The sequence below is a fragment of the Embleya sp. NPDC050154 genome (genome assembly GCF_044460165.1).
Classification (GTDB): domain Bacteria; phylum Actinomycetota; class Actinomycetes; order Streptomycetales; family Streptomycetaceae; genus Embleya.
The window spans coordinates 26613-52791 of the sequence record NZ_JBITJP010000008.1 but is presented as its reverse complement, the minus strand read 5'-3'; the positions used below and the strand labels follow the sequence as shown (position 1 = coordinate 52791).

The window sequence follows — 26179 nt, the reverse complement described above, 5'->3', positions numbered from 1 at the left end:
GTATGGCGGCCACTGGAACCACTGAACACACTGCGGGCGAGCGCGAGAAGGCGTTCTATGTCACAACGCCCATTTACTACGTAAATGACGCCCCGCACCTGGGCCACGCCTATACGACCGTCGCAGGCGACGTGCTCACCCGTTGGCACCGCCAGCGCGGCGAGAAGGTGTGGTTCCTCACCGGCACGGACGAGCACGGTCAGAAGATCATGCGCACGGCCGAGGCGAACGGCGTCACTCCCCAGGAGTGGTGCGACAAGCTGGTCACGGAGGCGTGGAAGCCCCTCTGGGAGCACTTGGAGATCGCCAACGACGACTTCATCCGCACCACCGAGAAGCGGCACACCGACCGGGTCCAGGAGTTCGTCCAGGACCTGTACGACAAGGGCGAGATCTACAAGGGCGGTTACGAGGGCCCGTACTGCGTGGCCTGCGAGGAGTACAAGGCGCCCGGCGACCTGCTCGACGGCGAGGACGGGCAGAAGTTGTGCCCGATCCACAAGCGTCCGGTGGAGATGCTCAAGGAGGAGAACTACTTCTTCAAGCTCTCCGAGTACGGTCCTCGGCTGCTCGAGTTCTACGAGGCCAACCCGGACTTCATCCAGCCGGCCTCGGCCCGCAACGAGGTCCTCCAGTTCGTCCGGCAGGGCCTGCAGGACCTGTCCATCTCGCGCTCCACGTTCGACTGGGGCATCCCGGTCCCGTGGGACCCCAAGCACGTCATCTACGTGTGGATCGACGCGCTGCTCAACTACGCCACGGCGGTCGGCTACGGTGCGGACCAGGCGAAGTTCGAGGCCACCTTCCCGGCGGACGTGCACCTGGTCGGCAAGGACATCCTGCGCTTCCACGCGGTGATCTGGCCCGCGATGCTGATGGCCAACAGCCTGCCGGTGCCCGGCCGGGTGTTCGCCAACGGCTGGCTGATGGTCGGCGGCGAGAAGATGAGCAAGTCGAACCTGACCGGCATCTCGCCGCGGCAGCTCACCGACCACTTCGGCGTGGACGCCTACCGCTACTACTTCCTGCGGGCGATCCAGTTCGGCCAGGACGGGTCGTTCTCGTGGGAGGACTTCTCCGCGCGGTACACCTCCGAACTGGCCAACGACTTCGGCAACCTGGCCTCGCGCGTGGCGGCCATGGTCGGCAAGTACTTCGACGGCGAGCTGCCCGCCTCCACCGCGGACGGGGACGCCGAGGGCACGCTGCACAGTGCGCTGATCGAGGCCGTGTCGGTCGCCGACGACCGGGTCCGCGCGCTGGACTTCCAGGCCGGTCTGGACGCGGTGTTCGGCTACGTGAAGCTGGTCAACGGCTACATCACGGAGCAGGAGCCGTGGAAGGTGGCCAAGGACGACAGCCCCGAGGGCCGGGCCCGACTGGCCACCATCCTGTACACCTCGGCCGAGTCGTTGCGCGCGCTCGCCGTGCTGCTCAACCCGGTGATGCCGGAGACCGCGCAGAAGTTGTGGGACTCGCTCGGCGCCGAGGCGCACCTGGGCGCGCTGGACAAGCAGCACGTGCAGGACTCGGGCCGCTGGGGGCAGTTGCCCGCGGGCGCGACGATCACCAAGGGCGCGATCCTGTTCCCGCGTCTCGAAGAGAAAAAGGACTCCTGACCCTTGAGCAAGCGCAAGCGCCGGGACGGCGGGCCCCGGGACACCACCCCGCCGCCCGCGCCCGAGCCGCTCTCGGTGCCCGTGTGGGATGCCCACACGCACCTGGACCTGCAGGAGGCGAAGGTCGCCGACGCGTTGTCGGCCGCCGCCGAGGTCGGGGTGGACACGCTGGTCCAGGTGGGCATCGACGTGCCCTCGTCGGTGTGGGCGGCCGAGACGGCCGCCGCGCACGAGCGGGTGCACGCGACGGTCGCGCTGCACCCCAACGAGGCACCGCGGATCGTGCTCGGCGACCCGGACGGGTGGTCCGGGCAGCGCCGCGGTCCGGGCGGCGCCGCCGCCCTGGACGCGGCACTCGCCGAGATCGACCGACTGGCCGCGTTGCCGCACGTGCGCGGGATCGGCGAGACCGGCCTGGACTACTTCCGCACCGGCGACGAGGGCGTGGCCGGCCAGCAGGAGTCGTTCCGCCGGCACATCGAGATCGCCAAGCGGCACCGCAAGCCGCTGGTGATCCACGACCGCGAGGCGCACGCGGACGTGTTGCGCATCCTGGCCGAGGAGGGCGCACCGGAACGGGTGGTCTTCCACTGCTTCTCGGGTGACGCGGAGATGGCGAGGACGTGCGCCGAACTGGGCTACGTGATGTCCTTCGCGGGCAACGTGACCTATCCCAGCGCACAGCCGTTGCGGGACGCGCTCGTGGTCGCGCCGACGGACCTGATCCTGGTCGAGACGGACGCGCCGTTCCTGACCCCGGTGCCCTACCGCGGCCGACCGAACGCGCCCTACCTGGTGCCGATCACCGTGCGCGCGATGGCCGAGGTCAAGGGCCTGACCGAGGACGAGTTGGCGACCGCGCTCGCGGCCAACGCCGAACGCACCTTCGCACCCGCGTAGTTGCCTCGGCCGCACCGCCCGTCACCCGGACGACCGGGTGGCGGGCGGCGGTGTGCCCGCGCCGGTGTACAGTCCGATGCTCGTCGGGCGGAACATCGGCCCGGCCGTCGTCGGCCCCGACCGCGGCCCGGCTCGGACCACACCGGCCGCAGCACACCCCCGGACCAGCCCCTTCGGAATCCCCCAGGAGCACCGTTGAGTCGTTCCGCCGGCTCCGCCCGCAGGCGCAACACCGCCCGGGCGGGTCGGGGCGGCAGCCGCCCCGGACCCTCTCTGCGCACTCTCGTTCCGCAGGCCCTCGTGGTCGCCGTCCTGGTCGGCGGAACCACAGCCTTCGTCTCCTACGACAAGACGGTCACCCTCGTCGTGGACGGCGAGGAACGCACCGTGCACACGTTCGCCTCCGACGTCTCCGGGCTGCTCGGGCGCCAGGAGATCAAGGTCGGCGAGCACGACATCGTCGCGCCGGGGCGCAATGCGGGCATCGAGGACGGCGACCGCGTCGCGGTGCGCTACGGCCGGCTGCTGACGCTGACCGTCGACGGGCGGCCCCAGCAGGTCTGGGTGACCGCGAAGTCGGTGTCCGAGGCGCTGGAGCAGGTCGGCGTGCGCGCGGACGGCGCCTACCTGTCGGTGTCCCGCGACCTGCCGATCGGCCGCCAAGGGCTCAACCTGGACGTGCGCACCGAGCGGGCGATCACCTTCCTGGTCGACGGAAAGACCGTGCCGCTGCGGACCAACGCGCCGACCGTGCAGGCCGCCCTGGAACAGGCCGGGATCTCGATAGGGCCACAGGACCGGGTGGACACGCCGACCGACGCGTATCCCCAGCAGGGGCAGACCATCTCGATCCTGCGGGTCACCGGTGCCACCGTGACCAAGGACGAGAAGATCCCGTTCAAGACCACCAAGCAGGACGACCCGACCCAGTACAAGGGGACCGAGGAGGTCGCCACCAAGGGCGTGGTCGGGCTGCGCCAGATCACCTACTCGTACGAGACGATCAACGGCGTCAAGCAGGAGCCGCGCAAGATCTCCGAGAAGGTGGTCAAGGAGCCGGTGACCCAGATCGTCAAGGTCGGCACCAAGGAGATGCCGAACTCGGTGGCCGGGGCCGACCAGCTCAACTGGGGCGCGCTCGCGCAGTGCGAGTCGGGTGGCCGGGCGAACGTGGTGGACGCGTCCGGGACCTATCACGGGCTCTACCAGTTCGACGCGCAGACCTGGCAGTCGATGGGCGGCACCGGGGTGGCAAGTCAGGCACCGGCCTCGGAGCAGACATATCGGGCAAAGCTCATGTTCGTCCAACGGGGGTCGAGTCCGTGGCCGCTGTGCGGCAGTAGGCTCTACTCGTGAGTGATCTTCCCGCGGGACCGGGACTGCTCGGTGCCGCGGACATCCGTGCGCTGGCCGAGGCCCTGGGTGTACGCCCGACCAAGCAGCTCGGCCAGAACTTCGTGATCGACGCCAACACGGTGCGGCGCATCGTGCGCACCGCCGGCGTGCGCGCCGAGGACGTCGTGGTCGAGATCGGCCCCGGACTCGGCTCGTTGACGCTGGCGCTCCTGGAGAGCGCCGCGCGGGTGGTCGCGGTCGAGATCGACCCGGTGCTCGCCCGGCACCTGCCGACCACCATCGAGGCCCGGATGCCCGAACGCGCGGCCGACTTCGCGCTCGTGCACGCGGACGCGATGACGGTGACCGAGCTGCCGGGGCCGGCGCCCACCGCGCTGGTGGCGAACCTGCCCTACAACGTGTCCGTGCCGGTGCTGCTGCACATGTTGCAGACCTTCCCGTCGCTGGAGCGGCTGCTGGTGATGGTGCAGTCCGAGGTCGCCGACCGGCTGGCCGCGACGCCCGGCGGCAAGGTGTACGGCGTGCCCTCGGTCAAGGCCGCGTGGTACGCCGACGTCAAGCGCGCGGGCGCGATCGGGCGCAACGTGTTCTGGCCGGCGCCCAACGTCGACTCGGGCCTGGTGTCGTTCGTGCGCCGCGAGCCGCCGAAGACCACGGCGACCCGTCAGGAGGTGTTCGCGGTGATCGACGCCGCGTTCGCGCAGCGGCGCAAGACGCTGCGGGCCGCGCTGGCGGGCTGGGCCGGTTCCGCCGCCGGCGCCGAGCAGGCACTGCGCGCGGCCGGAATCGACCCGCGGACACGCGGCGAGGCGCTGGGTGTCGAGGCGTTCGCCCGGATCGCCGAGCACCGCCCCGGGTCGGCCTCGCCGGGTGTGCCGGGCGATGCGGGGGAGCCGGTCGTGCCGGCCGACGCCGACCCGAACGAGCCCCGCGCCTGAGGACGCGGTGCCGCCGTCGATACCATCGGCGACGGTGCCGAGGAGTTCGCACGGCCCCCGTCCGAAGAGGCCCGACAGGGCCACGAAGGAGTTCCACGAGCCGTGTCTTCCGTCACCGTCAGTGTTCCCGCGAAGGTCAACCTGCAACTCGCGGTCGGTGGGGTGCGGCCGGACGGCTTCCACGAGCTGGTCAGCGTCTTCCACGCCGTGTCGTTGTACGACGAGGTCACCGTCACGCCCGCGGACCGGCTGAGCCTGGCCTGCGAGGGCGAGGGCATCGCCGAGGTCCCGCTGGACCACAGCAACCTGGCCGCGCGCGCGGCGATCCTGCTCGCCGACCGGCTCGGGCGCGAGCCGAACGTGCGCATCCACATCCGCAAGGGCATTCCGGTCGCCGGCGGCATGGCCGGCGGCAGCGCGGACGCGGCGGCGACGCTGCTCGCCTGCGACACGCTCTGGCGCGGCGACACGCCTCGCGAGATGCTGCGCCGGCTCGGCGCGGAGTTGGGCAGCGACGTGCCGTTCTCCGACCTGGGCGGCACCGCGATCGGCACCGGGCGGGGCGAGCGGTTGGCCTCGGTGCCGACCACGGCGCGTTTCCACTGGGTGTTCGCGCTGGCCGACGGCGGCCTGTCGACGCCGGCCGTGTACGGCGAGTGCGACCGGTTGCGCGAGGTGGCGGGCGAGGCGGTCGGGCGGCCCGCGCCGCGCGAGGAACTGATCGCCGCGCTGCGGGCCGGCGACGCGCACGCGTTGGGCGCGAACCTGGTCAACGACCTGCAACCGGCGGCGCTGTCGTTGCGGCCCGCGTTGGCCGCGACGCTGCGCGCGGGCATGGCCGCGGGCGCGGTCGGCTCGCTGGTGTCCGGGTCCGGACCGACGTGCGCGTTCCTGGCGCCGGACCGGGAGACCGCGCACGTGGTGGCCGAGCGGCTCACCGGATCGGGCACCTGCCGGGCCGCGCGGGTCGCCTTCGGCGCGGTGCCCGGGGCCCGGGTGTTGCCGCGTCGGGTCGTTCCGGTGGAGCGCGAGAACACCGTGTAGTTCGGACCGTTAGAGTTGGTCGAATGCGAGCGTTGCGGTATGGCGGTTCGGTCTGATGGCGAACCTGGTCAATCTTGAGTCAGTCGGCAAGGCGTATGTCATGCGCACCCTGCTCGACGAGGTGTCCCTCGGCGTCGCCGAAGGCGACCGGATCGGGGTCGTGGGCCGCAACGGGGACGGCAAGACCACGCTGATCCGGGTGATGGCCCAGCGGGAGCCGGTCGATTCGGGCCGGGTCACCCACGTGGGCGGCCTCAGCCTGGGCATCCTGAGCCAGCAGGACGACCTCGACCCGGCGGCGACCGTGCGCCAGGAGATCGTCGGCGACCGCCCCGAACACGAATGGGCGGGCGACGCGCGCATCCGCGACGTGCTGACCGGGCTGTTCGGCGGGCTGGCCATGCCCGGCTTCGAGAGCGGCATCGACTCGGTGATCGGCCCGCTGTCCGGCGGCGAGCGGCGCCGGATCGCGCTCGCGAAGCTGCTGATCGAAGAGCACGACCTGATCATCCTGGACGAGCCGACCAACCACCTCGACGTCGAGGGCATCGCGTGGCTGGCGGGCCACCTCAAGACCCGGCGCTCCGCGCTCGTCGTGGTCACCCACGACCGCTGGTTCCTGGACGAGGTCTGCACCCGTACGTGGGATGTGCAGGGCGGCAAGGTGCACGACTACGAGGGCGGCTACTCGGCGTACGTGCTGGCCCGGGCCGAGCGCGCGCGGATCGCGAGCACCGAGGAGACCAAGCGGCAGAACCTGGTCCGCAAGGAGCTGGCCTGGCTGCGCCGCGGCGCGCCCGCGCGGACGTCCAAGCCCAAGTTCCGGATCGAGGCGGCGAACGAGCTGATCGCGGACGAGCCGCCGCCGCGCGACACCCTGGCGCTGCGCGGCTTCGCCAACGCGCGGCTGGGCAAGACCGTGTTCGAACTGCTCGACGTGCGGATCGAGGCGGGCCCCAAGACGCTGCTGGAGCACCTGACCTGGAATCTGGGCCCGGGCGACCGGATCGGTCTGGTCGGCGTCAACGGCGCGGGCAAGACCTCGCTGCTGCGCGCGCTCAAGGACGCGGCGTACCAGGAGAAGCAGCCGGCCGCCGGCAAGGTCGTGGTCGGCCGTACCGTCAAGCTCGCCTACCTCTCCCAGGAGGTCGCCGAACTCCCGCCCACGCTGCGGGTGCTGGAGGCGGTGTCGCAGATCCGCGAGCGGGTCGAGATCGGCAAGGGCAAGGAACTGACGGCCGGTCAGCTCTGCGAGCAGTTCGGCTTCACCGGCGAGAAGCAGTGGACGCCGGTCTCCGACCTGTCCGGTGGCGAGCGCCGCCGTCTGCAACTGCTGCGGTTGTTGATGGACGAGCCGAACGTGCTGTTCATGGACGAACCGACCAACGACCTGGACATCGAGACGCTGACCCAGTTGGAGGACCTGCTGGACGGCTGGCCGGGATCGCTGGTGATCGTCAGCCACGACCGGTACTTCATCGAGCGCACCACGGACACCGTGCTCGCGCTGCTCGGGGACCGCACACTGCGGATGTTGCCGGGCGGCATCGAGGAATACCTCAAGCGCCGTAGGGACGCGGTCGAGGCCGGGGCGACCGCCGCGCCGACCCGGCGCGGTTCCGGCGACACCCGCGCGGCGAAGAAGGAACTCCAGCGGGTGGAGCGGCAGTTGACCAAGCTGGCCGACCGGGAGAAGAAGGTGCACGACGGCTTGGCCGAGCACGCCACCGACTTCGACAAGGTCTCCGCACTGGACGCCGAACTGCGCGCGATCCGGGACGAGCGCGACGAGTTGGAGATGCGCTGGCTGGAGCTGGCGGAGGAGACGGAGTAGCGCCGGCGGCCGGGCGCCTCGGGGGGCGGCCGGCCGACGCGAGACGTGTCGGCCTCGGTGTCGGCCGTGGTCGGGCATGGCGGGACGACGGCACGGAAACGAGCAGGGAACACCCCGATGATCACGGGGTGATGCTTCGCGCACACGGAAAAGGCGAAGTTGCGGGCGTTTGGGCAAAACCGCGACGGGGGCCGAGGGTGGGCCGTACGCTGAATCCCGAGTGCCGGTGGTTGCCTGCGCGGTTGTTGGTCCACCCGATGCGCCTGGGCCGCAAGTGACGTCGCGACTGTGGGGCCACCGGGGTCGTGGGGGCAATTGGGGCAGTCGCGTACGACCGCCGGGGTGGGGCGTGGTGCGATGGGGAGGGACGTCCATCCGCACCGGCGTGTCGGTGCCGCATGTGGTCGGTGCACGATCCGATGCCGATCACGCTGCACCTGACCAAGGGGGGCTTGATGGGTCGGAGTTCGGCAGCGACGGATATTTCGGGAGCGGGTCTGCGGACCCTGGTCGTGGGGGCCGGGTCGGCGGGCAGCGCATTGGCGCGGGATCTGTTGCGGACACCCGATTTCGGGTTGCGTCCGATCGGATTTCTCGACGACGACCCCGACAAGGACGGGGTACGCGTCGCCGACGCGGACAATCCACAACATCTACTTCCGGTCCTGGGCGGCCTGGCCACCCTGACCGACGTGGCACTGGAGCACGGCATCGAGGTGGTCGTGCTGGCCATCCCGGGGCTTCCGCACGAGGAGTTTCGCAAGGTGGCCGCCGGGGCCGCCGCGATCGGCGCCGCGGTGCGGTATCTGCCGTCCTTCCTGGTCGCGTTGCGGCGCGACGTGGTCGGCAGCGACATGCGCATGCTCGACGTCAACCGACTGATCGGTCGGCAGGAACTGCATGTGGTCTCGGCGTCCGTGCGCGAGGTGATCGCGGGCCGCCGGGTGCTGATCACCGGCGCGGGCGGCTCGATCGGCAGCGAGTTGTGCCGGCAGGTGTACGGCTTCGGGCCGAGCCGGATGTACATGCTCGACCACGACGAGTCCAACCTGCACCGCCTCCAACTCGACGTGTGGGGCGAGGCGTTGCTCGACGACGAGACGCTGGTGATCGCGGACATCCGGGATCGGCCGCGGATCGAGCAGCTCTTTCATGATCTCAAGCCGGAGGTGGTCTTCCACGCCGCCGCGCACAAGCACCTGCCGCTGTTGGAGCGGCATCCGTGCGAGGCGGTCAAGTCCAATGTGCTGGGCACGGAGAACCTGGTCCGGGCCGCGCTCGACGTGGGGGTCGAGCGGTTCGTGCTGATCTCCACGGACAAGGCGGCCGACCCGGTCTCGGTGCTCGGCGCGACCAAGCGGCTCGCCGAACTGATCGTGCAGGCCAACACGCAGGCGCCCGGGGTGTTCGCGGGCGTGCGTTTCGGCAACGTGCTGGGCAGCCGGGGCTCTTTGTTGTCCGTACTGGCCGAGCAACTGCGCGCGGGCGGCCCGGTCACCGTCACGCACCCGGACGTCACCCGGTTCTTCATGACCATCGAGGAGGCCGTGGGACTGGTCCTGGAGGCGGGTCGGATGGCCCAGGGCGGGGAGATCTTCGTCCTGGACATGGGCGAGCCGGTACGGATCGTGGACCTGGTGCACAAGTTCGCCGAACAGGTGAATCTGCCCAACGTGCCGATCCGCTTCACCGGCCTGCGTCCGGGCGAGAAACTCAACGAGGCGCTGTTCTCGGCCACCGAGGAGCGCCTGCCCACCGAACACCGCCGGATCCAGGCGACGGTGCCGCCGGGCCAGGCGCTGGACGCGGTGGTCCGGTTGCCGGAGCTGTACGACGCGGCGGCGGTCAACGACACGAAGGCGGTGCGCGCGCTGCTGAGCGAGCTGCTTCCGGGCTACGTCACGCCGGAGCCGGCCGGGACCGAGGTGTTGTCGGCGCCGTACCCGGACGACTTCTAGACGATCCGCACGATGCTCGTCGGGATCGGGGCGGCCCTCGTCACGATTCGGACGACGCTCGTACACCTGATGGACGCCGATCCCGTGACCGGTGGGGCGGAGGGCGCAGTACGGTGGCCACGAGGCCCCTGTGCTGCGAAAGGCGGATCCTCCGATGATCGACCCCGAACTGAGGGCGGCTCTGGACGCGATGCTCGGCGATCCGGAGCACTGGGTGCACGTGGGCACGGTGACCCCGACGGGGGAGCCGCACGTGACACCCGTGATGCTCGCGTACGACGACGAGTACCTCTACCTCAGCCTCACCGGCCGCACCAAGAAGGCCAACCTGGAACACGATCCGCGGGTCTGTCTGTCGATGGCGCGGGACGGCGACATCGCGCACGTCATCGTGTGGGGCGAGGTCGCCATGCGCGAGGACGAGTGGGCGCAGGAGCGCTGGGAGTTCGCGATGCGGCACATCCTGGGCGATGAGGGCCTGGCACAACAGCGCCGCCCGCTGTCCCGCGAGGGTACGAGCCTGGGCGTGGTCACCCCGAAGCGCTGGCGGGTCTTCGGCCTGGGCCGGGGCCCGGGTTCGTGAGTCCGCCGCACCAGCGCGCGCGGCGATCGTGACCCCGGGTCAGCCGCGCAGCGCCTCGTCGGCCTCGCGGTGGATCTCCGCCTGCGCGAACAACACCGAGGCCACGTAGCACGGCAACGCGATCAACGCGGCGACGAGCACGACATCCTCGGCCCGAAGCAAACTCGTCGCGACCCCGATCAACGCCAGCGCCAACGGCAACCACCGCCGCCAGGCCGCCAGTTCACGCATCCGCACGACCCGTGCGGCTCGTGCGAGCACCGCCCCGCCCGCCACCGCCACAAAGCCGATCGCCAGCAACTCCACAGCAGTACAAGGGCCTTCCGGGCAGGTGATCGACGCGAACGCCCCCAAGCAAACCAGAAGTTCCCCGGGTCCGCCCCCGATCGAGCCGCCCGGACCCGCGCGACGCGGGTCGCGCCGCGGCTTCGCCCGTCAGGTCCGTCGCGGCGACCCGCACGCCGGATCGGCCCGCCGTACCGGGCCCGGCCGGGCCGTCGGACGCGATCGAACTCCCGATCGTCGGCGTACGGGCCACCCGCGTGCGGCGCCGATGTACCCCGCCGCTCGGCGCGGTCGTGGGTGCCGTGCCCGTCGACCGGGGGCCGCCCCGGTCAATCCGTTCACGTTCCCGTCACCCGACAGTCGCCCACAGCCACCTCTTCCCGGGCGAATCCGACGGCGGGCTGCTACTAGGCTGGCCCGGCAGACCAGCGTGCCCCTTGATCAAGGAGAAACTCGTGCCGTCCATCGACGTCATCCACGCCCGGGAGATCCTGGACTCCCGAGGGAACCCCACGGTGGAGGTCGAGGTCGTCCTCGACGACGGCAGCTCGGGCCGTGCCGCCGTGCCGTCCGGCGCTTCCACCGGCGCCTTCGAGGCCGTCGAACTGCGTGACGGCGACGAGAGCCGCTACGGCGGCAAGGGTGTGCAGAAGGCCGTCGACGCGGTCAACGAGCGCATCTACGAGGAGATCGCCGGCACCGAGGCGGACGACCAGCGGCTGATCGACCAGGCGATGATCGACCTGGACGGGACCGAGAACAAGGCCGAGCTCGGCGCCAACGCGATCCTGGGCGTCTCGCTCGCCGTCGCGCACGCCGCCGCCGAATCGGTGAATCTGCCGCTGTTCCGCTACCTCGGCGGCCCGAACGCGCACGTGCTCCCGGTGCCGATGATGAACATCCTCAACGGTGGTGCGCACGCCGACACCAACGTCGACATCCAGGAGTTCATGATCGCGCCGATCGGCGCGGAGACCTTCGCCGAGGCGGTGCGCTGGGGCACCGAGGTCTACCACTGCCTCAAGTCCGTGCTCAAGGCCCGCGGCCTGGTCACCAGCATCGGCGACGAGGGCGGCTTCGCGCCGAACCTGGAGAGCAACCGCGCCGCGCTCGACCTGATCGTCGAGGCGATCGAGATGGCCGGCTACACCCCGGGCACCGACATCGCGCTCGCGCTCGACGTGGCCGCGTCCGAGTTCCACACCGACGGCGCGTACGTGTTCGAGGGCGCCAAGAAGACCTCCGCCGAGATGTCGGCCTACTACGCCGAGTTGGTCGCGGCGTACCCGCTGGTGTCGATCGAGGACCCGCTGGACGAGAGCGACTGGGAGGGCTGGGTCGCGCTCACCGCGCAGCTCGGCGACAAGGTCCAGCTCGTCGGCGACGACCTGTTCGTGACCAACCCGGAGCGCCTGGCGCGCGGCATCGAGGAGAAGGCGGGCAACGCGCTTCTGGTGAAGGTCAACCAGATCGGCACGCTGACCGAGACCCTCGACGCCGTGTCGCTCGCCCACCGCAACGGTTACCGGTGCATGATGAGTCACCGGTCCGGCGAGACCGAGGACACCACGATCGCGGACCTCGCGGTGGCCACGGACTGCGGCCAGATCAAGACCGGCGCCCCGGCGCGCTCCGACCGGGTGGCCAAGTACAACCAGTTGCTGCGCATCGAGGAGATCCTCGACGACGCGGCGGAGTACGCCGGCCGCGGCGCGTTCCCGCGCTTCGACGGCTGACACCGGGTCGAGCGGAACACCGCCGGCACCGCATCGGGACAACGGCGGGAGGACGCGTGAGCGAGCAGCGCGAGGACGGTCGCAGGACGGCCGCCCCGAGCGGGGCAGCCCGCGCGTCCCGGGCCGTCGCGCCGCCGCGTCAGGCACGCGGTGGCCGTCCGGCGGCACCGGCCAAACCGAAGGTCGTCGCCGCGGTCGAGTCCATCAAGGACTCGTCCGCGGCGGCGAGCCTGGGTCGGCTGCGCCGGCGCGGGGGCGGCAAGTGGATCGTGCTGACCCTGGTGGTGCTGAGCTTGGCCGTCGCGCTGGTCTACCCCTTGCGCCAGTACCTGGACCAACGGGCCGAGGTGGACGACCTGCGCGAGAGCACCCGCAGGCAGCAGGCCGAGACCGAACGCATGCGGTCCGACCTGGAACGCTGGAACGACCCGGCGTACGTACGGCAACAGGCGCGCGAGCGGCTGCACTTCGTCTACCCGGGCGATACCGCCTACCTGGTCGTGCCGCAGCCGGGCGAGCCGGGCAACCCGGCGCCGCCCACGCCCGCCCAGGCCGGTTCGCCGCCCTGGTATCGCAGCCTGTGGGACTCCACGCGCGACGCGGACCGGGCCGGCGCGCCGACGCCGAGCGCGGCGCCCTCGCCCACTCCGACGCCCGCCGCGTCGATCGGCTAGTACCGGGCGCCGAGAACGGCGATCCTTGTCCGGTGGCACCGGCGACCGGCCGGCTCGAACCCGAGCGGGACCGGTACGGCGCGGCACGCGGATCGAACGTCGGTCCGAAGCACTCAGCGAAACAGGAAATACTCTCCTACATGGATCAGCAGGACATCGACGCCGTCAAGGCGCAGCTCGGCCGTACCCCGCGTGGTCTGCGCGGCGTCGCACACCGGTGCCCGTGCGGGCTTCCGGACGTCGTGGAGACCGCTCCACGCCTGGAGGACGGCTCGCCGTTCCCGACGCTGTACTACCTGACCTGCCCGCGGGCGGCGTCCGCGATCGGCACGCTCGAGGCGAACAACGTCATGCGCGAGATGAGCGCGCGCCTGGCCGAGGACGAGGACCTCGCGGCTCGATACGCCGCCGCGCACGAGGACTACATCGCGCGCCGGGACGCGATCGAGGTGCTGGAGGGCTTCCCGTCCGCCGGGGGCATGCCGGATCGGGTCAAGTGCCTGCACGTCCTGGCCGGCCACGCGCTGGCCGCCGGACGCGGGGTGAACCCGCTCGGCGACGAGACGTTGGACGCGCTGCCGGACTGGTGGGCCAAGGGCCCGTGCGTGTGTGTGGACAAGCCGGACGAGGCGACAGAGGCCGCCGAGGCCGAGGCCGCAGCCACGGAGGACGAGACCCGATGACCCGACGCGTCGCCGCGATCGACTGCGGCACCAACTCGATCCGCCTGCTGGTCGCCGACCTGGACCCGGCCACCGGGACGCTGGTCGACCTGGACCGGCGGATGCGGATCGTCCGGCTCGGCCAGGGCGTCGACCGGACCGGCAGGCTCGCTCCGGAGGCGCTGGAGCGCACGTTCGACGCGTGCCGCGACTACGCCAAGACGATCGGCGAACTCGGCGCCGAGCGGGTGCGCTTCGTGGCCACCAGCGCGAGCCGCGACGCGGAGAACCGGGACGTGTTCCGGGACGGCGTGCGGGAGATCCTGGGCGTCGAGCCCGAGGTGGTCTCCGGCGACGAGGAGGCCACGCTGTCCTTCACCGGGGCCACCCGCGAACTGGCCGGCACCGGCGCGGTCGAGACGCCGTACCTGGTGGTCGACATCGGCGGCGGGTCCACCGAGTTCGTGCTGGGCACCGACCGGCCCGAGGCGGCGCGCTCGGTGGACATCGGCTGCGTCCGGATGACCGAGCGGCACCTGCGTGAGGACCCGCCGACTCGGGCCCAGATCGCCGCCGCCATCGCCGACATCGAGGCCGCGACAGCGCAGGCCGCGGCGGTGGTTCCGATGGACCGTGCCCGCACGCTGGTCGGCCTGGCCGGCTCGGTCACCACGGTCGCCGGCATCGCGCTGGACCTGCCCGAGTACGACTCCACCGCCATCCACCACGCCCGGCTGACCCTCGATCAGGTCCGCGCGGTGACCACCCGGCTGCTGGCCGCCACACACGCCGAACGCGCGGCGATCCCGGTCCTGCACCCGGGCCGCGTGGACGTGATCGGCGCGGGCGCACTGGTCCTGCGCACGATCATGGAACGCACCGGTCTGACCGAGGTCGTCGTCAGCGAACACGACATCCTGGACGGCATCGCCTGGTCGGTGGCGGAAGACCCCGAGTGGTAGGTCAGAGATTCCGGTACACAGCGCGGCGGTCGCCGACCTTGACCGCGAGGACGACGAGTTCACCGTCGCGCACCTCGTAGGCGATCCGGTAGTTGCCTACCCGAAGCCGATACAGGCCGGACGGTCCGGTGAGCTTCTTGGTGTCGGCGTCCTCGCGACAGGGGTCGTCGCCCAGCGCGGTCAGCGCGGCCAGGATTCGCATGGCCGCGGGTCGGTCGATCGCTCGCAGTTGGCGTTGCGCGGCGGTGGTGAAACGGAAGGCGTACTTCATGCCGTGTCTTCGCCGTGCTCGGCGAACAGATCCGCCAGCAACTCGGCCATCGTCACGGTCGGGCCGCCTTCGGCCAAGACCGCCTCGGCCTCACGCGCCAGCATTTCGTCGGTGGCTGCCTCCAGCGCCTCGAAATCCGCGATCGGTACCAGCGCGGCCACCGGAGTCCCGTTTCGGGTGATCACCGTCGTGGTGCCGTGTTCGGCGCGATTGATGTGGTCCGCCAGGTGCGCGCGGGCTTCACGTATGGTCACTGCGCTCTCGGTCAGCAAGTGTGTACACCACCGGGAGGCTGTCCGGATCGTTTGCCGGGTCGATGGCGGAACCAAGGAGTCGTGTCCATCGTTCGGACTCGGGGAAAAGTTTGTGAATCCCTTCACATGGCCCCGGAGGCAAAACTTGGCCATGTGAGGCCGTTTTCCTCGTAACGGGTCGGTCGGACGCCGCCGTCGCCTTCGAAGGCGGTGGTCGTCGGCGGTTCGAGGTGGAGATCACATTGCGCCGTCCCGGGGTACCTCGGGCAGGATCGACGCAGGTCATCGGGACCGAGTCGGCGGACAAGCCGGCCGATTATGGTCGAGTGGATCTTCCTCGACCGCACACCGTGCACAAATGCACAAGCAAAAGGACGAAGGGTACCAGACGGCCCGTTCGGTACTGTGCGCGGCCTCGAAGCACCGGCGCGTTCGATCGGTGGATACTTCCAAACATGAGCAACACGGATCGCCCTCGCATCCTTATCGTCGGCGGCGGCTACGTTGGTCTGTACGCCGCGCAGCGCATCCTCAAGAAGATGCGTTACGGCGAAGCGACCGTCACGGTCGTCGACCCGCGGTCGTACATGACCTACCAGCCCTTCCTCCCGGAAGCGGCCGCCGGCAGCATCTCACCGCGCCATGTCGTGGTGCCGCTGCGCCGTGTCCTGCCCAAGGCCGAGATCGTCAACGGCCGGGTCACCTCCGTCGACCACGACCGCAAGGTCGCGCTCGTCGAGCCGCTCGCGGGCGAGTCCTACGAGCTCGGCTTCGACTACATCGTCATCGCGCTCGGCTCGATATCGCGGACCTTCCCGATTCCCGGCCTGGCCGAGAACGGCATCGGTCTCAAGACCATCGAAGAAGCCATCGCGCTGCGCAACCACGTGCTCGGGCAGCTCGACCTGGCCGACTCCACCACCGACGCGGAGATCCGCCGCAAGGCGTTGACCTTCTGCTTCGTCGGTGGCGGCTTCGCCGGCATCGAGGCGCTGGCCGAGGTCGAGGACATGGCGCGCGACGCGGTGCGCTATTACAAGAACCTCAAGCGCGAGGACATGCGCTTCGTGATGGTGGAGGCGGCCAACCGCATCCTCCCCGAGGTCGGTCCGGAGCTCGGCGCCTGGACGCTGGAGCGCCTCAAGGCCCGGGACATCGAGTTCCACCTGGAGACGTCGCTCAAGTCCTGCGTCGACAAGCACTGCGTGCTCTCCAACGACGTCGAGTTCGACGCCTCCACGATCCTGTGGACCGCGGGCGTCAAGCCGAACCCGGTGCTGTCCGAGTACGGTCTGCCGCTCGGCCCGCGCGGCCACGTGGACACCCGCACCACCCTCCAGGTGGTCGGCATGGACAACGTGTTCGCCGCCGGCGACAACGCGCAGGTTCCGGACCTGGCCGCGGGTGAGGGTGCCTGGTGCCCGCCGAACGCGCAGCACGCGGTACGGCAGGCGCGCGTCCTGGGCGACAACGTCGTCTCGGTGATGCGTGGGTTCCCGCCGAGCGACTACAAGCACAAGAACCTCGGTGCGGTGGCCGGCCTCGGTCTGCACAAGGGCGTCGCGGTGATGTTCGGCAAGTTCAAGCTCAAGGGGCTGCCGGCGTGGCTGTTCCACCGCACGTACCACGGTGCGATGGTGCCGACATTCAACCGTAAGTTCCGGGTGTTCGCCGACTGGACGCTGTCCGCGTTCTTCCGGCGCGAGATCGTCTCGCTCGGGGCGATGGAGCACCCGCGGGACGAGTTCGCGGAGGCGGCACTCCCGCCGGTGCCGCGGGTCGAGCCCGCGGTCAAGGGGTAGTTGCCCACGTTCTGCGGGATGGGCCCGGTACGCCACGTGCGTGCCGGGTCCTTTCGCGTCTGCCCTCAAGCGCCGGGCGGGCTGGGGGGTTTGCGGACCGGGCTGCGCTTCGGGGGTGGCCTGGGTGGGTTGTCCTCAAACGCCGGACGGGCCGAAGGGGGTTGCGGACCGGACCGAGGGGTTTTGCGGACGGGACCGAGGGGGCTTCGTGGGCCGGGCCGGCCGGGGAAGTGTGCGGACTGGGCCGGGGGCTTTGCGACCGGCCGGGTGGGGTTACGCGGTGCGGGTGGCGTCGAAGCGTTTCATGCGTTCGAGGACCAGGTCCGAGGTGGGATCGAGCATTTCGTCGACGATTCGGCCGTCGGCCAGGAAGAGGACTCGGTCCGCGTAGGAGGCGGCGTTCGGGTCGTGGGTGACCATGACGATCGTTTGGCCGCTCTCGCGTACCGAGGCGCGCAGGAAGCCCAGGACCTCGGCGCCCGAGCGGGAGTCCAGGTTGCCCGTCGGTTCGTCGGCGAAGATGATCTCCGGTCTGCTCGCCAGGGCCCGCGCACACGCGACACGTTGCTGCTGACCGCCGGACAGTTCGCTCGGACGGTGCTTCAGCCGGTCGCGCAGGTCGACCGTCTCGATCACATGGTCCAACCACTCCTGGTCCGGTTTCACACCCGCGATGTCCATGGGCAGCGTGATGTTCTCCAACGCGGTCAGCGTCGGGAGCAGGTTGAACGCCTGGAAGACGAAGCCGACCTTCTCCCGCCGCAGCCGGGTCAGCTTCTTGTCGTCGAGTGAGGACAACTCCACGTCGCCCAGCCGGACCGAGCCGGTCGAGATCGAGTCCAGGCCCGCCATGCAGTGCATCAGCGTGGACTTGCCCGACCCGGAGGGGCCCATGATCGCGGTGTACTCCGCGCGCCGGAACCCGACCGAGACGTCGTCGAGCGCGAGCACTCGTGTCTCGCCCGTGCCGTAGATCTTGCTGATGCCGGTGGCGACGGCGGCGAGTTCGCCGTGGGCCCCGACTCCCGCGATGGGTTCGGTGGCGGTCACATCGGGCCTCTTTCGTTGCGGTCCTGATCGGGCCCGCATCGGCCGGCCCTCGACCCCGTGGTCCTACCCAGGTGCACCGGGCGAATGCGGAACTCCCCTGCTCAGCCGCCCCAAACCGCTCATTCGGCACCATCCGTACGGCATCCGGACGGGTCGCCCCCGGTCGCTCTCCGCGATCGAACAGGCCCGCGGAACGGGTCCGAGGGGGCTCCGAATCCAAGAGGCCAACCCGGTGCGCCGGGGCCGCTACGCTCAGCATCGCCCCCGGATGGTGGAACGCAGACACGAGGAGCTTAAACCTCCTTGGCCGCAAGGCCGTGCGGGTTCGAGTCCCGCTCCGGGGACAACTCGAAAATGCCGCTGACCTGCAAGAACGCCGTACGGCCGCGGATCGGCGGCGGCGGGCCTCGGTGGTCTGGACCACCGACGGGGCATATTTCCGGGCCCGCGGGCCACCCTTACTCGCGAACAGCGCAGGGTGTTCCCGTGGTGACAGCGATCGGCTTCGCGATGGATTCCATCCGACTTTTTATGACCGGACAGTGACCACGGGCACAAATCGCGTGTCCGGGGACGTTGAAAGGGAAGGATGGAAGCCCCGAGCGCTTTACTCGGGGATTACTCTCTAAAGCCAGGACCCCCACCCCGGGGGCATGGAGGAGATGACATGAGGAGCAGCAACCCGGTGCTCACGCGGCGGGGGGCGTTCGAGACCGGCCGGCAGGAGCAGGCCGGTTACGGAGCGCCGCAGCCCGGGCCGCAGGGCGCCCCGTACGGTGGGCCGCAGCAGCCGCCGGTACAGCCGATGACCCCCGAGCAGCTTCAGGAGATGTACCGGGCGCAGTCCGCCGGTCCGCTCCAGACCGGCCGGATGACCATCGACGACGTGGTCGCGCGTACCGCGATGACGTTGCTGACGGTCGTCGTCACCGGTGCGCTGTCGTGGGCCTTCCTGCCGTTCGAGAACTTCGGCTGGGCGGTCGGCGCCGCGCTCGCGGCGTTCGTCGTCGCGATGGTCGTGACCTTCAAGCGGGAGATCAGCCCGGCCCTGGTGCTGGCCTACGCCGCGCTCGAAGGTGTGTTCCTGGGTGCGATCAGCCACGCGTTCGAGGAGCAGTACAGCGGCATCGTGATCCAGGCGGTGCTCGGCACGGCCTCGGTGTTCGTCGGTGTGCTGGTCGCGTACAAGTCCGGTTGGATCAAGGTGACGAGCCGCTACGCGCGGATCGGCATGGCGATCGCGATCGGCTTCGTACTCCTCACCTTCGTCAACCTGTTCGCGATGTTGATCGCCGGCGGCGACGGTCTCGGCCTGCGCAGCGGTCCGCTCGGCATCGTGATGGGCATCCTCGGCATCCTCATCGGCGCCTTCTTCCTCTCGCTCGACTTCAACGAGATCGAGCAGTTGGCCGCTCAGGGCGTTCCGGAGAAGGAGGCCTGGCGGGCCGCGTTCGGCCTGACCGTGACCCTCGTGTGGATCTACCTGGAGGTCCTGCGCCTGTTGTCGATCCTGCGGGACTGACGCGGCGTCGCATGACGGTCCCGTGACGCCCTCATGACGGACCGACGTGCGGAGTGATCCCGAAGTGCGCAGTGGCGGTGCCCCGACGAGGGGCACCGCCACTTTCGCGTGTGCGAATGCGTGTGTGCGGAGGTGGAAGCGGTCAGCGTGGCAGGGGTCTTCGACGGCGGATCGGCGTTGGGGCGGCTTCGGGGCGGGGGATCAGCTGACCCCGCCCGGCGCGTGCCGGCGACGGTCGTGCTCGCGGACGATGGCGAGGGCGTGCCCGTGTCCGAGGTTGTGTTCGCCCTGGAGCCAGGAGACCCGGTCCTCGAACCGGGAGAAGGCCGGACCGGCCTCGATTTCCCGGAACCAGTCGGGGAGTTCGCGGCCGGTGCAGGCGGGCACCCGGGCCACGAGGTTCCGGTGGGTCTCTTCGGAGAAGTGCAAGGACATAAGCGCCTCCGGTGAGCGTTCCGTTACCCGAGCGTGCATGACGGGCGAACGGTTGGCAAGCGGTCGAAGCCGACCCGCACGCGGTGTGCGCACTGGGTACGCTCCGGTTATGTCGTCCCGCATCCCCATCCCGCCGGTCGGGAAACCGTCCGCTTCCCTCACGGTTGACGTGGCCCCGTTCGTGAAGGAGTCCGGTGCGGTCGCCGACCGGCTGCGGCACCTGTCCGAGGCCCGGTTGAAGGCGCCGCTGACCGCCCGTCAGGAGACCTCGCCGACCCGAGCCGGCGCGGCGCTCGCCTTGGCCCAATGCCTGGCCGACCTGGCGGCCGCGGTCGAGGGCGAGCCGCTGCGCGAGGTTCCGGATCTGGGGGTGTTCGCGGTCGGCGACCAGGTGGCGGTCACCTCCGGCGATCTGGCCTCGGCGCTGGGGCTGTTGGCCGAGGAGCACACGCTGGTCCTGCAGGACGGTGAGGCCACGACGGCCGCCGACGTGGTGCGTCGGGCGCGGGAGATGGTTCGGGAGTTGTCGGCGGCGATCTGAGCGGGCGGGGCGGGCGCGGGTGCGGTTGGTGCGATGTGCGGGCCGTGCGCGGCGGGGGCGGTCCCGTTACGCCGGCGGCCGTACGTACAGGCGGTCGGCCAGTGCGTACGTGGTGTCCTCGTCCAGGCCGAAGGTCAGTGCCCAGCCGCCGCCGACCTCGCAGGTGCCGAGCAGGCGTACCGGTAGACCGAGCGAGAGCGCGACGTCGATCAGCGAGGCCGCCTCCGGGTCGCCGGGCATCACCACCAGCGAACTGCCGTCGGCGAAGTCGAGCACGTCCAAGCCGCCGGAGCCGCCGGGCGAGCCGGTGCGCACGCGGGTGATCGGGGTGGCGCCGGCGATCAGGCCGGTCAGGTAGCCGCCGGTGAGGTGGGTGGGCAGCAGCGGGGTCAGGTTTTCCGACGGATGCGGGCGCCGACCGCTCGTGTCGTCGGCCGGTGGGTCGCGGTACGCGCTCTCGTCCGCGAACTCGTCGCGCCCGGGCCCGGGGACGGTCAGCGGTGGTCGTTCGGCGTCCCGGCTGCGGAAGAGATGGTCGACGAACGCCTGGTCCCAGATCTCCGCGGCCGCGCGGGCGCGGTGTCGCCGGCACAGTCGGCGCACGAGGGTGGTCACCGCGACGGCGCACGCGGCGGTGATCAGGACGGGGACGATGTAGGCGTTCGACATGACAAGATCCGCAACCCTTGGCCGGCCCGAGGAACAGCTTCCCTTCCAGGGTCGCGCTGCCGGCCGGTTGTCGCCAGAGCGTGACATCCCTACCCGAGGGGACCTTGGGCTGCTCCGAGTGGGTGACGGCGCCGCATGGCCCGCCCGGGGTGTCCCGGACGGGCCGCACGGCATGCGTCGGACGTGCCGGGCGCGACGGCCGCGACCGGCGTGCCGGGTCAGCTCAGGCGCTCGAGCACCATCGCCATGCCCATGCCGCCGCCGACGCACATGGTCTCCAGGCCCCACTGCTTGTCGTGCCACTGCAGCGAGTTGATCAACGTGCTGGTGATCCGCGCGCCGGTCATCCCGAACGGGTGGCCGATCGCGATGGCGCCGCCGTTGACGTTGACCTTGTCCACGTCGAAGCCCAGGTCGCGGTAGGAGGGGATGACCTGTGCGGCGAACGCCTCGTTGATCTCCACCAGGTCGATGTCGGCCGAGGTCAGGCCGGCCCGGGCCATCGCGATCCGGGACGCCTCGACCGGGCCGTAGCCCATGATCTCGGGGGACAGGCCGGACACGGCGGTGGAGACTATCCGGGCGAGCGGGGTCAGGCCCAACTCGCGCGCCTTGGTGTCGGACATCACGATGACCGCGGCGGCGCCGTCGTTGAGCGGGCACGCGTTGCCCGCGGTGACCGTGCCGTCCGGACGGAAGACCGGCTTGAGCCCGGAGATGCCCTCCAGCGTGGTGCCCGCGCGCGGGCCGTCGTCCTTGGCCACCACGGTGCCGTCGGCGAGCGTGACCGGGGTGATGTCCTTGGCCCAGAAGCCGTCGGCGATCGCCTGCTCGGTGCGGTTCTGCGAGCGCACCGCGAACTCGTCCTGCTCGGCCCGGGAGATGCCCTTGTGCTGGGCCAGGTTCTCGGCGGTGAAGCCCATCCCGATGTACACGTCCGGGAGCAGGCCCTGCTCGCGCGGGTCGGCCCAGGTCGAGCCCTTCTCCACGGCCTCGGTGGTGCGGGTCGCGGCCCCGGCGAAGAGCGGGTTCCTGGTGTCCGGGATCGAGTCGCTGCTGCCCTTGCCCCGGGTGCTGGTGACCATCTCGACGCCGGCCGAGATGTACGCGTCGCCCTCGCCCGCGCGGATCGCGTGCATCGCCATCCGGGTGGTCTGCAGCGACGAGGAGCAGTAGCGGGTGATGGTGGTTCCGGGCAGGTGGTCGTAGCCGAGCATGACCGCGACGTTGCGACCCATGTTGAAGCCCTGCTCGCCACCGGGCAGGCCGCAGCCCAGCATCAGGTCGTCGATGTCCTTGGGGTCCAGCGCCGGGACCTTGTCCAGGGCGGCGCGGACCATGAGCGCGGTCAGGTCGTCCGACCGCAGGTCCTTCAGGGAACCCTTGAAGGCGCGACCGATGGGGGAGCGGGCGGTGGCGACGATGACTGCTTCGGGCATCGGGACTCCTTGGTGGTCTTCGCGGCCGTCGGTACGAGGACCCGGCAGGGACTCTCGTCGTCACGGAAGCGCAACTGACGCTTGAAGTTACTGCCTGGTAGTCAAAAGTGGGAGGGGTGGATCGTGCGACCTGCCCCACGCCATAACTGACGACCAGTCAGATTTCTTCGGTCAGATTACCCCGGGCATCCTCGAAGGGGGTCGGCGCAGTCGGTGCGATTTCGGAATCGCCCTCGGCGGCGGCCTCGGGCTCGGCCTCCGGGTCCACCGTCGCGGGGGTGGGGATCTGCCGGCGACGCCGATGCCGCAGCAGCGCCCACCGGCCGCGCGGGCCGCGTTCGCGACCGCCGACGTCGGTGCCGGTCACCTCGGTGCCGCCCTCGGCGGCGGCCTCGATCGCGGCCTGCGCGATCGGCAGCACACCCTCGCCGCGGAAGCTGTCCGGGCTCACCTCGTCCAGCGGCCACAGGTCCAACGCGGCGCACAACGAGGGCAACGAAGCCATCGCGGCGGTCGCGTAACCCTCCACCGAGGGATGGAAGCGGTCCGGGCCGAACATCACCTTGGGCCGGGCCAGGAACTCGGGACCCAGCAGTGAGCCGAGCGAGACGGTACGCCCGCCCGCCTCGACCACGGCGATGGTCTGCGCGGCGGCCAGATTGCGGCTCCACTGCCGGGCCAGATAGCGCAGCGGCTGCGCGATCGGCTCGATCGTGCCCAGGTCGGGACACGTGGCCACGACCACCTCGACGCCGGAGGCGATCAGCCGACGGGTGGCCTGTTCCAGGTGGCGCACCGACTCCGCCGGGCGCATCCGATGGGTGACGTCGTTCGCGCCGATCATGATCATCGCGACGTCGAGCTCGTGCCGGAGCGCGAGGGTGACCTGACGCTCCAGATCAGAGGACTGGGCGCCGGACAGCGCGACGTTGACCAGCCGTACCGGCACTTCGGCGACCGCCGCCAGGCCGGAGGCGAGCAATGCGCCGGGGGTCTGCATCGGGTTCTCGACGCCGAGACCGGCGGCGGTGGAGTCGCCGATCACCGCGAACGTGATCGGTTCGCCCGGGAGATCGCCGTACATCCCGTCGGCGGTCGGCGGTTCGCCGTCGGGTTCGCCCACGGTGCGGCGGGCCATCTTCGCCTCGGTGTACAGCACCGCGAACATCGCCCCGGTCAGCACGCCCACACCGCCACCGCCGAAGGCCGCCGCGGCGGCCACCCGGCGGGCCATGCGCGTACGCATCATCGTCGGACCCCGTGACCGGCCGTCGTGTACAAGACCTCGGGCTCCTCCCCGTCGCGCACTCCAAGCCGACCCTAACCGACCGTCAGGTGTGTGGACGGCCGGCAGGGGGCGCGGTGGGGCGCGCGGCGTGGGCGCGGGCCGTGTGCGCTGTGTCGCGTCCGGCGCGATGGCGGCGACTAGGCTGGGAGAAGTTAGCGCAATGTGAGGATTTTGGGCCATCCGGCCCCGGCTGATGCGCACTCATGGCGGAGGTTCCGTGCGGTACCACGAATCCATGCTCGACCTGATCGGGGACACCCCCCTCGTCAAGCTCAACTCCGTTACCTCGGGGCTGTCGGCGACGGTGCTGGCGAAGGTCGAGTACTTCAACCCCGGTGGTTCGGTCAAGGACCGGATCGCCGTGCGGATGATCGACGCGGCCGAACAGTCGGGCGCGCTGCGTCCCGGCGGCACGATCGTCGAACCCACCTCCGGCAACACCGGGGTCGGGCTGGCGATGGTCGCGCAGCGGCGCGGATACAAGTGCGTGTTCGTCTGCCCGGACAAGGTCAGCATGGACAAGATCAACGTCATGCGCGCCTACGGGGCCGAGGTGGTGGTCTGCCCGACGGCGGTCGACCCCGAGCACCCCGACTCCTACTACAACGTCTCGGACCGACTGGTGCGCGAGACGCCCGGCGCGTGGAAGCCCGACCAGTACTCCAACCCGCAGAACCCGGAGTCGCACTACCTCTCCACGGGTCCCGAACTGTGGGAACAGACCGACGGTCGGATCACCTGCTTCGTGGCCGGCGTCGGCACCGGCGGCACCATCTCGGGGACCGGGCGCTTCCTCAAGGAGGTCTCGAACGGCGGCGTGCGGGTGGTCGGCGCCGACCCGGAGGGCTCGGTGTACTCGGGCGGCTCCGGCCGGCCGTACCTGGTCGAGGGCGTCGGTGAGGACTTCTGGCCGACCGCGTACGACAGCGCGGTGCCGGACGAGATCATCGCGGTGTCCGACCGGGACTCGTTCCTGATGACGCGTCGGCTCGCCCGCGAGGAGGGCCTGCTGGTCGGCGGCTCGTGCGGGATGGCGGTGGTCGCGGCGCTGCGCGCGGCCGAGCGGCTCGGGCCGGACGACGTGGTCGTGGTGCTGCTGCCGGACTCCGGGCGCGGCTACCTCAGCAAGATCTTCAACGACGAGTGGATGGCCGACTACGGCTTCCTGGACGCGGACCCCAACGAGGCCACCGTGGCCGACATCCTGGCCCGCAAGCAGGGCGACCTGCCCGCGTTGGTGCACGTGCATCCGGAGGAAAGCGTCGGCGACTCGATCGCGATCCTGCGCGAGTTCGGGGTCAGCCAGATGCCGGTGGTCAAGCCGGGCGCCGGTCACCCGGACGTGATGGCCGCCGAGGTGGTCGGCTCGATCGCCGAGCGCGACCTGCTGGACGCTCTGGTGTCCGGCCGGGCCGCCACGGGCGACCCGCTGGAGAAGTTCATGTCGGCGCCGCTGCCGGTGGTCGGCTCCGGTGAGCCGATCGCGCGGCTCGCACGGGTGCTGGAGCAGGCCGACGCGGCGCTGGTGCTGGTGCACGGCAAGCCGCAGGGTGTGGTCACCCGGCAGGACCTGCTCGGCCACCTGGCGGGCTAGTCCCGCTCACGGCGCAGGCCGCCGTGTTTCGCCACCGGGGCGACGTCATCGGATCGGTTCGCTCCGGACACGCACACGTAGTCGATGTGTAACACCGCCTCGACACCGTGGGGTTCGACGGGGAACGGACCACGAGGGGACCGCTCCGGTGGCGAGAGGCGGTAGGGACATGACGGCGATTTCGGTGCGGGGTCGGGCCCGGCTCACCACGGTGAGCGAGGTCGGCGCGGGCGAGTGGCCGTCGCACGTACGGGTGCGGCAGGCCCGTGCGGAGGACGCCGCGCAGGTGCGCGCGATGCACGAGCGCTGCTCCCCGGAGACCCGTCGATTGCGCTACTTCACGTCGGCGCCCCGGTTGCCGGAGAGCGCGCTGGGTCGGCTGCTGGTGCCGGAGCACGGGGTGAGTCTGGTGGCGGTCGCGCCCGACGGTGCGATCGGGGCGTTGGCCACCCTCTTCCACCCGGCGCACGAGCCGGTGGCCGAAGTGGCGTTGCTGGTCGAGGACGGGTGGCAGCGGCACGGGCTCGGTACCGCGCTGTTGTGCTCGCTGGTCGAGCACGCGGCCGTGCGTGGGGTGCGCGAGGTGCGCGCGCACGTGTTGCCGTGGAATCGGCGGATGCTCGCCCTGTTCGATCGGGCCGGGCTGGTCAGCCGGCGCGGCTACGAGGACGGTGTGGTGCTCGTGGCGGCCGACGTGCCGCCGGGGGTGCTCGCTTCGGACCGCTGCGCCTGACGCGATCGGCGAGCGGTGGGATTTCCGCCG

The 26179-nt window shown here is 70.7% G+C and carries 25 protein-coding genes and 1 tRNA gene; 18 read left to right on the top strand and 8 right to left on the bottom strand.

What is annotated here, in order from left to right; translation table 11 throughout:
- Nucleotides 1-2 precede the first annotated feature (2 nt).
- The 8 genes from metG (at nt 3) to ACIBSV_RS18375 (ending at nt 10232) form a co-directional block, all read left to right on the top strand.
- The gene (gene metG / locus ACIBSV_RS18410; RefSeq protein ID WP_395864172.1) at nt 3-1619 is read left to right on the top strand and encodes a methionine--tRNA ligase; all 1617 of its coding nucleotides are present in this window, start codon (nt 3-5) and stop codon (nt 1617-1619) included.
- Between the two features lie 3 nt (nt 1620-1622).
- Nucleotides 1623-2519 carry a TatD family hydrolase gene (locus tag ACIBSV_RS18405; RefSeq protein WP_395864170.1) on the top strand — a complete coding sequence of 299 codons (897 nt, stop codon included), beginning with the start codon at nt 1623-1625 and terminating at the stop codon, nt 2517-2519.
- A gap of 195 nt (nt 2520-2714) precedes the next feature.
- Nucleotides 2715-3875, top strand: coding sequence for a ubiquitin-like domain-containing protein (locus ACIBSV_RS18400; RefSeq protein WP_395864168.1), 1161 nt, complete (start codon nt 2715-2717; stop codon nt 3873-3875).
- The gene (gene rsmA / locus ACIBSV_RS18395) at nt 3872-4813 is read left to right on the top strand and encodes a 16S rRNA (adenine(1518)-N(6)/adenine(1519)-N(6))-dimethyltransferase RsmA (protein ID WP_395864166.1); all 942 of its coding nucleotides are present in this window, start codon (nt 3872-3874) and stop codon (nt 4811-4813) included. The genes ACIBSV_RS18400 and rsmA overlap by 4 nt, the downstream gene beginning before the upstream one ends.
- Nucleotides 4814-4915: 102 nt before the next feature.
- Nucleotides 4916-5857: a 4-(cytidine 5'-diphospho)-2-C-methyl-D-erythritol kinase gene (locus ACIBSV_RS18390; RefSeq protein ID WP_395864164.1), complete on the top strand. Its 942-nt coding sequence runs from the start codon at nt 4916-4918 to the stop codon at nt 5855-5857.
- A 52-nt stretch (nt 5858-5909) separates the two neighbouring features.
- Nucleotides 5910-7691: an ABC-F family ATP-binding cassette domain-containing protein gene (locus tag ACIBSV_RS18385; protein ID WP_395864713.1), complete on the top strand. Its 1782-nt coding sequence runs from the start codon at nt 5910-5912 to the stop codon at nt 7689-7691.
- A gap of 398 nt (nt 7692-8089) precedes the next feature.
- A complete protein-coding gene (locus ACIBSV_RS18380; RefSeq protein WP_395864162.1) occupies nt 8090-9649 on the top strand; it encodes a polysaccharide biosynthesis protein in 1560 nt (519 codons plus the stop codon).
- Nucleotides 9650-9803: 154 nt separating this feature from the next.
- On the top strand, nt 9804-10232 hold the full coding sequence (locus ACIBSV_RS18375; RefSeq protein ID WP_395864160.1) for a pyridoxamine 5'-phosphate oxidase family protein: 429 nt from the start codon (nt 9804-9806) through the stop codon (nt 10230-10232).
- Between the two features lie 39 nt (nt 10233-10271).
- Here ACIBSV_RS18375 and ACIBSV_RS18370 read toward each other — a convergent pair whose 3' ends face one another.
- The gene (locus tag ACIBSV_RS18370) at nt 10272-10538 is read right to left on the bottom strand and encodes a hypothetical protein (RefSeq protein ID WP_395864158.1); all 267 of its coding nucleotides are present in this window, start codon (nt 10536-10538) and stop codon (nt 10272-10274) included.
- A gap of 434 nt (nt 10539-10972) precedes the next feature.
- Here ACIBSV_RS18370 and eno point away from each other — a divergent pair, with 434 nt between their 5' ends.
- The 4 genes from eno (at nt 10973) to ACIBSV_RS18350 (ending at nt 14551) form a co-directional block, all read left to right on the top strand.
- A complete protein-coding gene (eno, locus tag ACIBSV_RS18365) occupies nt 10973-12253 on the top strand; it encodes a phosphopyruvate hydratase (RefSeq protein WP_395864156.1) in 1281 nt (426 codons plus the stop codon).
- A 56-nt stretch (nt 12254-12309) separates the two neighbouring features.
- Nucleotides 12310-12927, top strand: coding sequence for a septum formation initiator family protein (locus ACIBSV_RS18360; protein ID WP_395864154.1), 618 nt, complete (start codon nt 12310-12312; stop codon nt 12925-12927).
- Between the two features lie 140 nt (nt 12928-13067).
- Entirely contained in the window at nt 13068-13610 is a 543-nt protein-coding gene (locus tag ACIBSV_RS18355; protein WP_395864152.1) for a DUF501 domain-containing protein, read from the top strand.
- A complete protein-coding gene (locus ACIBSV_RS18350; RefSeq protein WP_395864151.1) occupies nt 13607-14551 on the top strand; it encodes an exopolyphosphatase in 945 nt (314 codons plus the stop codon). The genes ACIBSV_RS18355 and ACIBSV_RS18350 overlap by 4 nt, the downstream gene beginning before the upstream one ends.
- Nucleotide 14552: 1 nt before the next feature.
- Here ACIBSV_RS18350 and ACIBSV_RS18345 read toward each other — a convergent pair whose 3' ends face one another.
- Both ACIBSV_RS18345 and ACIBSV_RS18340 read right to left on the bottom strand, forming a co-directional pair.
- Nucleotides 14553-14822, bottom strand: a complete 270-nt coding sequence (locus tag ACIBSV_RS18345; protein ID WP_395864149.1) for a type II toxin-antitoxin system RelE/ParE family toxin — start codon at nt 14820-14822, stop codon at nt 14553-14555.
- Nucleotides 14819-15091, bottom strand: a complete 273-nt coding sequence (locus tag ACIBSV_RS18340; RefSeq protein WP_395864711.1) for a type II toxin-antitoxin system Phd/YefM family antitoxin — start codon at nt 15089-15091, stop codon at nt 14819-14821. Before ACIBSV_RS18340 ends, ACIBSV_RS18345 begins: the two co-directional genes overlap by 4 nt.
- A 440-nt stretch (nt 15092-15531) precedes the next feature.
- Here ACIBSV_RS18340 and ACIBSV_RS18335 point away from each other — a divergent pair, with 440 nt between their 5' ends.
- Complete coding sequence (locus tag ACIBSV_RS18335) at nt 15532-16878, top strand: NAD(P)/FAD-dependent oxidoreductase (RefSeq protein ID WP_395864147.1); 1347 nt, start codon at nt 15532-15534, stop codon at nt 16876-16878.
- Nucleotides 16879-17151: 273 nt separating this feature from the next.
- Here the strand turns inward: ACIBSV_RS18335 and ACIBSV_RS18330 are convergent, their stop codons facing one another.
- The gene (locus tag ACIBSV_RS18330) at nt 17152-17928 is read right to left on the bottom strand and encodes an ABC transporter ATP-binding protein (protein ID WP_395864146.1); all 777 of its coding nucleotides are present in this window, start codon (nt 17926-17928) and stop codon (nt 17152-17154) included.
- Nucleotides 17929-18190: 262 nt separating this feature from the next.
- Here ACIBSV_RS18330 and ACIBSV_RS18325 point away from each other — a divergent pair.
- A tRNA-Leu gene (locus ACIBSV_RS18325) sits at nt 18191-18272 on the top strand.
- A gap of 323 nt (nt 18273-18595) precedes the next feature.
- On the top strand, nt 18596-19450 hold the full coding sequence (locus ACIBSV_RS18320; RefSeq protein WP_395864144.1) for a Bax inhibitor-1/YccA family protein: 855 nt from the start codon (nt 18596-18598) through the stop codon (nt 19448-19450).
- A gap of 201 nt (nt 19451-19651) precedes the next feature.
- On the opposite strand, the gene ACIBSV_RS18315 is transcribed toward ACIBSV_RS18320, so the two are convergent.
- Nucleotides 19652-19885 carry a DUF4287 domain-containing protein gene (locus ACIBSV_RS18315; RefSeq protein WP_395864142.1) on the bottom strand — a complete coding sequence of 78 codons (234 nt, stop codon included), beginning with the start codon at nt 19883-19885 and terminating at the stop codon, nt 19652-19654.
- 169 nt (nt 19886-20054) lie between these two features.
- Between ACIBSV_RS18315 and ACIBSV_RS18310 the strand changes: the two genes are divergently transcribed.
- Nucleotides 20055-20426, top strand: coding sequence for a hypothetical protein (locus ACIBSV_RS18310; protein WP_395864140.1), 372 nt, complete (start codon nt 20055-20057; stop codon nt 20424-20426).
- 66 nt (nt 20427-20492) lie between these two features.
- On the opposite strand, the gene ACIBSV_RS18305 is transcribed toward ACIBSV_RS18310, so the two are convergent.
- The 3 genes from ACIBSV_RS18305 to ACIBSV_RS18295 all read right to left on the bottom strand — a co-directional run bounded on the left by ACIBSV_RS18305 (nt 20493) and on the right by ACIBSV_RS18295 (nt 23783).
- Nucleotides 20493-21095 carry a hypothetical protein gene (locus ACIBSV_RS18305; RefSeq protein ID WP_395864138.1) on the bottom strand — a complete coding sequence of 201 codons (603 nt, stop codon included), beginning with the start codon at nt 21093-21095 and terminating at the stop codon, nt 20493-20495.
- A gap of 218 nt (nt 21096-21313) precedes the next feature.
- Nucleotides 21314-22534 carry an acetyl-CoA C-acetyltransferase gene (locus tag ACIBSV_RS18300; RefSeq protein WP_395864136.1) on the bottom strand — a complete coding sequence of 407 codons (1221 nt, stop codon included), beginning with the start codon at nt 22532-22534 and terminating at the stop codon, nt 21314-21316.
- 157 nt (nt 22535-22691) lie between these two features.
- Nucleotides 22692-23783, bottom strand: coding sequence for an SGNH/GDSL hydrolase family protein (locus ACIBSV_RS18295; protein WP_395864134.1), 1092 nt, complete (start codon nt 23781-23783; stop codon nt 22692-22694).
- 256 nt (nt 23784-24039) lie between these two features.
- Here ACIBSV_RS18295 and ACIBSV_RS18290 point away from each other — a divergent pair, with 256 nt between their 5' ends.
- Nucleotides 24040-25416, top strand: a complete 1377-nt coding sequence (locus tag ACIBSV_RS18290; protein ID WP_395864132.1) for a cystathionine beta-synthase — start codon at nt 24040-24042, stop codon at nt 25414-25416.
- Between the two features lie 169 nt (nt 25417-25585).
- Nucleotides 25586-26149: a GNAT family N-acetyltransferase gene (locus ACIBSV_RS18285; protein WP_395864130.1), complete on the top strand. Its 564-nt coding sequence runs from the start codon at nt 25586-25588 to the stop codon at nt 26147-26149.
- Nucleotides 26150-26179: the final 30 nt, after the last annotated feature.

Excerpts from the sequence above, each read along its gene's own strand:
- metG (WP_395864172.1), top strand. The coding sequence starts at position 3 with ATGGCGGCCACTGGAACCACTGAACACACTGCGGGCGAGCGCGAGAAG.
- ACIBSV_RS18380 (WP_395864162.1), top strand. The coding sequence starts at position 8,090 with ATGTGGTCGGTGCACGATCCGATGCCGATCACGCTGCACCTGACCAAG.
- ACIBSV_RS18375 (WP_395864160.1), top strand. The coding sequence starts at position 9,804 with ATGATCGACCCCGAACTGAGGGCGGCTCTGGACGCGATGCTCGGCGAT.
- ACIBSV_RS18355 (WP_395864152.1), top strand. The coding sequence starts at position 13,068 with ATGGATCAGCAGGACATCGACGCCGTCAAGGCGCAGCTCGGCCGTACC.
- ACIBSV_RS18350 (WP_395864151.1), top strand. The coding sequence starts at position 13,607 with ATGACCCGACGCGTCGCCGCGATCGACTGCGGCACCAACTCGATCCGC.
- ACIBSV_RS18345 (WP_395864149.1), bottom strand. The coding sequence starts at position 14,822 with ATGAAGTACGCCTTCCGTTTCACCACCGCCGCGCAACGCCAACTGCGA.
- ACIBSV_RS18335 (WP_395864147.1), top strand. The coding sequence starts at position 15,532 with ATGAGCAACACGGATCGCCCTCGCATCCTTATCGTCGGCGGCGGCTAC.
- ACIBSV_RS18320 (WP_395864144.1), top strand. The coding sequence starts at position 18,596 with ATGAGGAGCAGCAACCCGGTGCTCACGCGGCGGGGGGCGTTCGAGACC.
- ACIBSV_RS18315 (WP_395864142.1), bottom strand. The coding sequence starts at position 19,885 with ATGTCCTTGCACTTCTCCGAAGAGACCCACCGGAACCTCGTGGCCCGG.
- ACIBSV_RS18305 (WP_395864138.1), bottom strand. The coding sequence starts at position 21,095 with ATGTCGAACGCCTACATCGTCCCCGTCCTGATCACCGCCGCGTGCGCC.
- ACIBSV_RS18300 (WP_395864136.1), bottom strand. The coding sequence starts at position 22,534 with ATGCCCGAAGCAGTCATCGTCGCCACCGCCCGCTCCCCCATCGGTCGC.
- ACIBSV_RS18295 (WP_395864134.1), bottom strand. The coding sequence starts at position 23,783 with ATGATGCGTACGCGCATGGCCCGCCGGGTGGCCGCCGCGGCGGCCTTC.
- ACIBSV_RS18285 (WP_395864130.1), top strand. The coding sequence starts at position 25,586 with ATGACGGCGATTTCGGTGCGGGGTCGGGCCCGGCTCACCACGGTGAGC.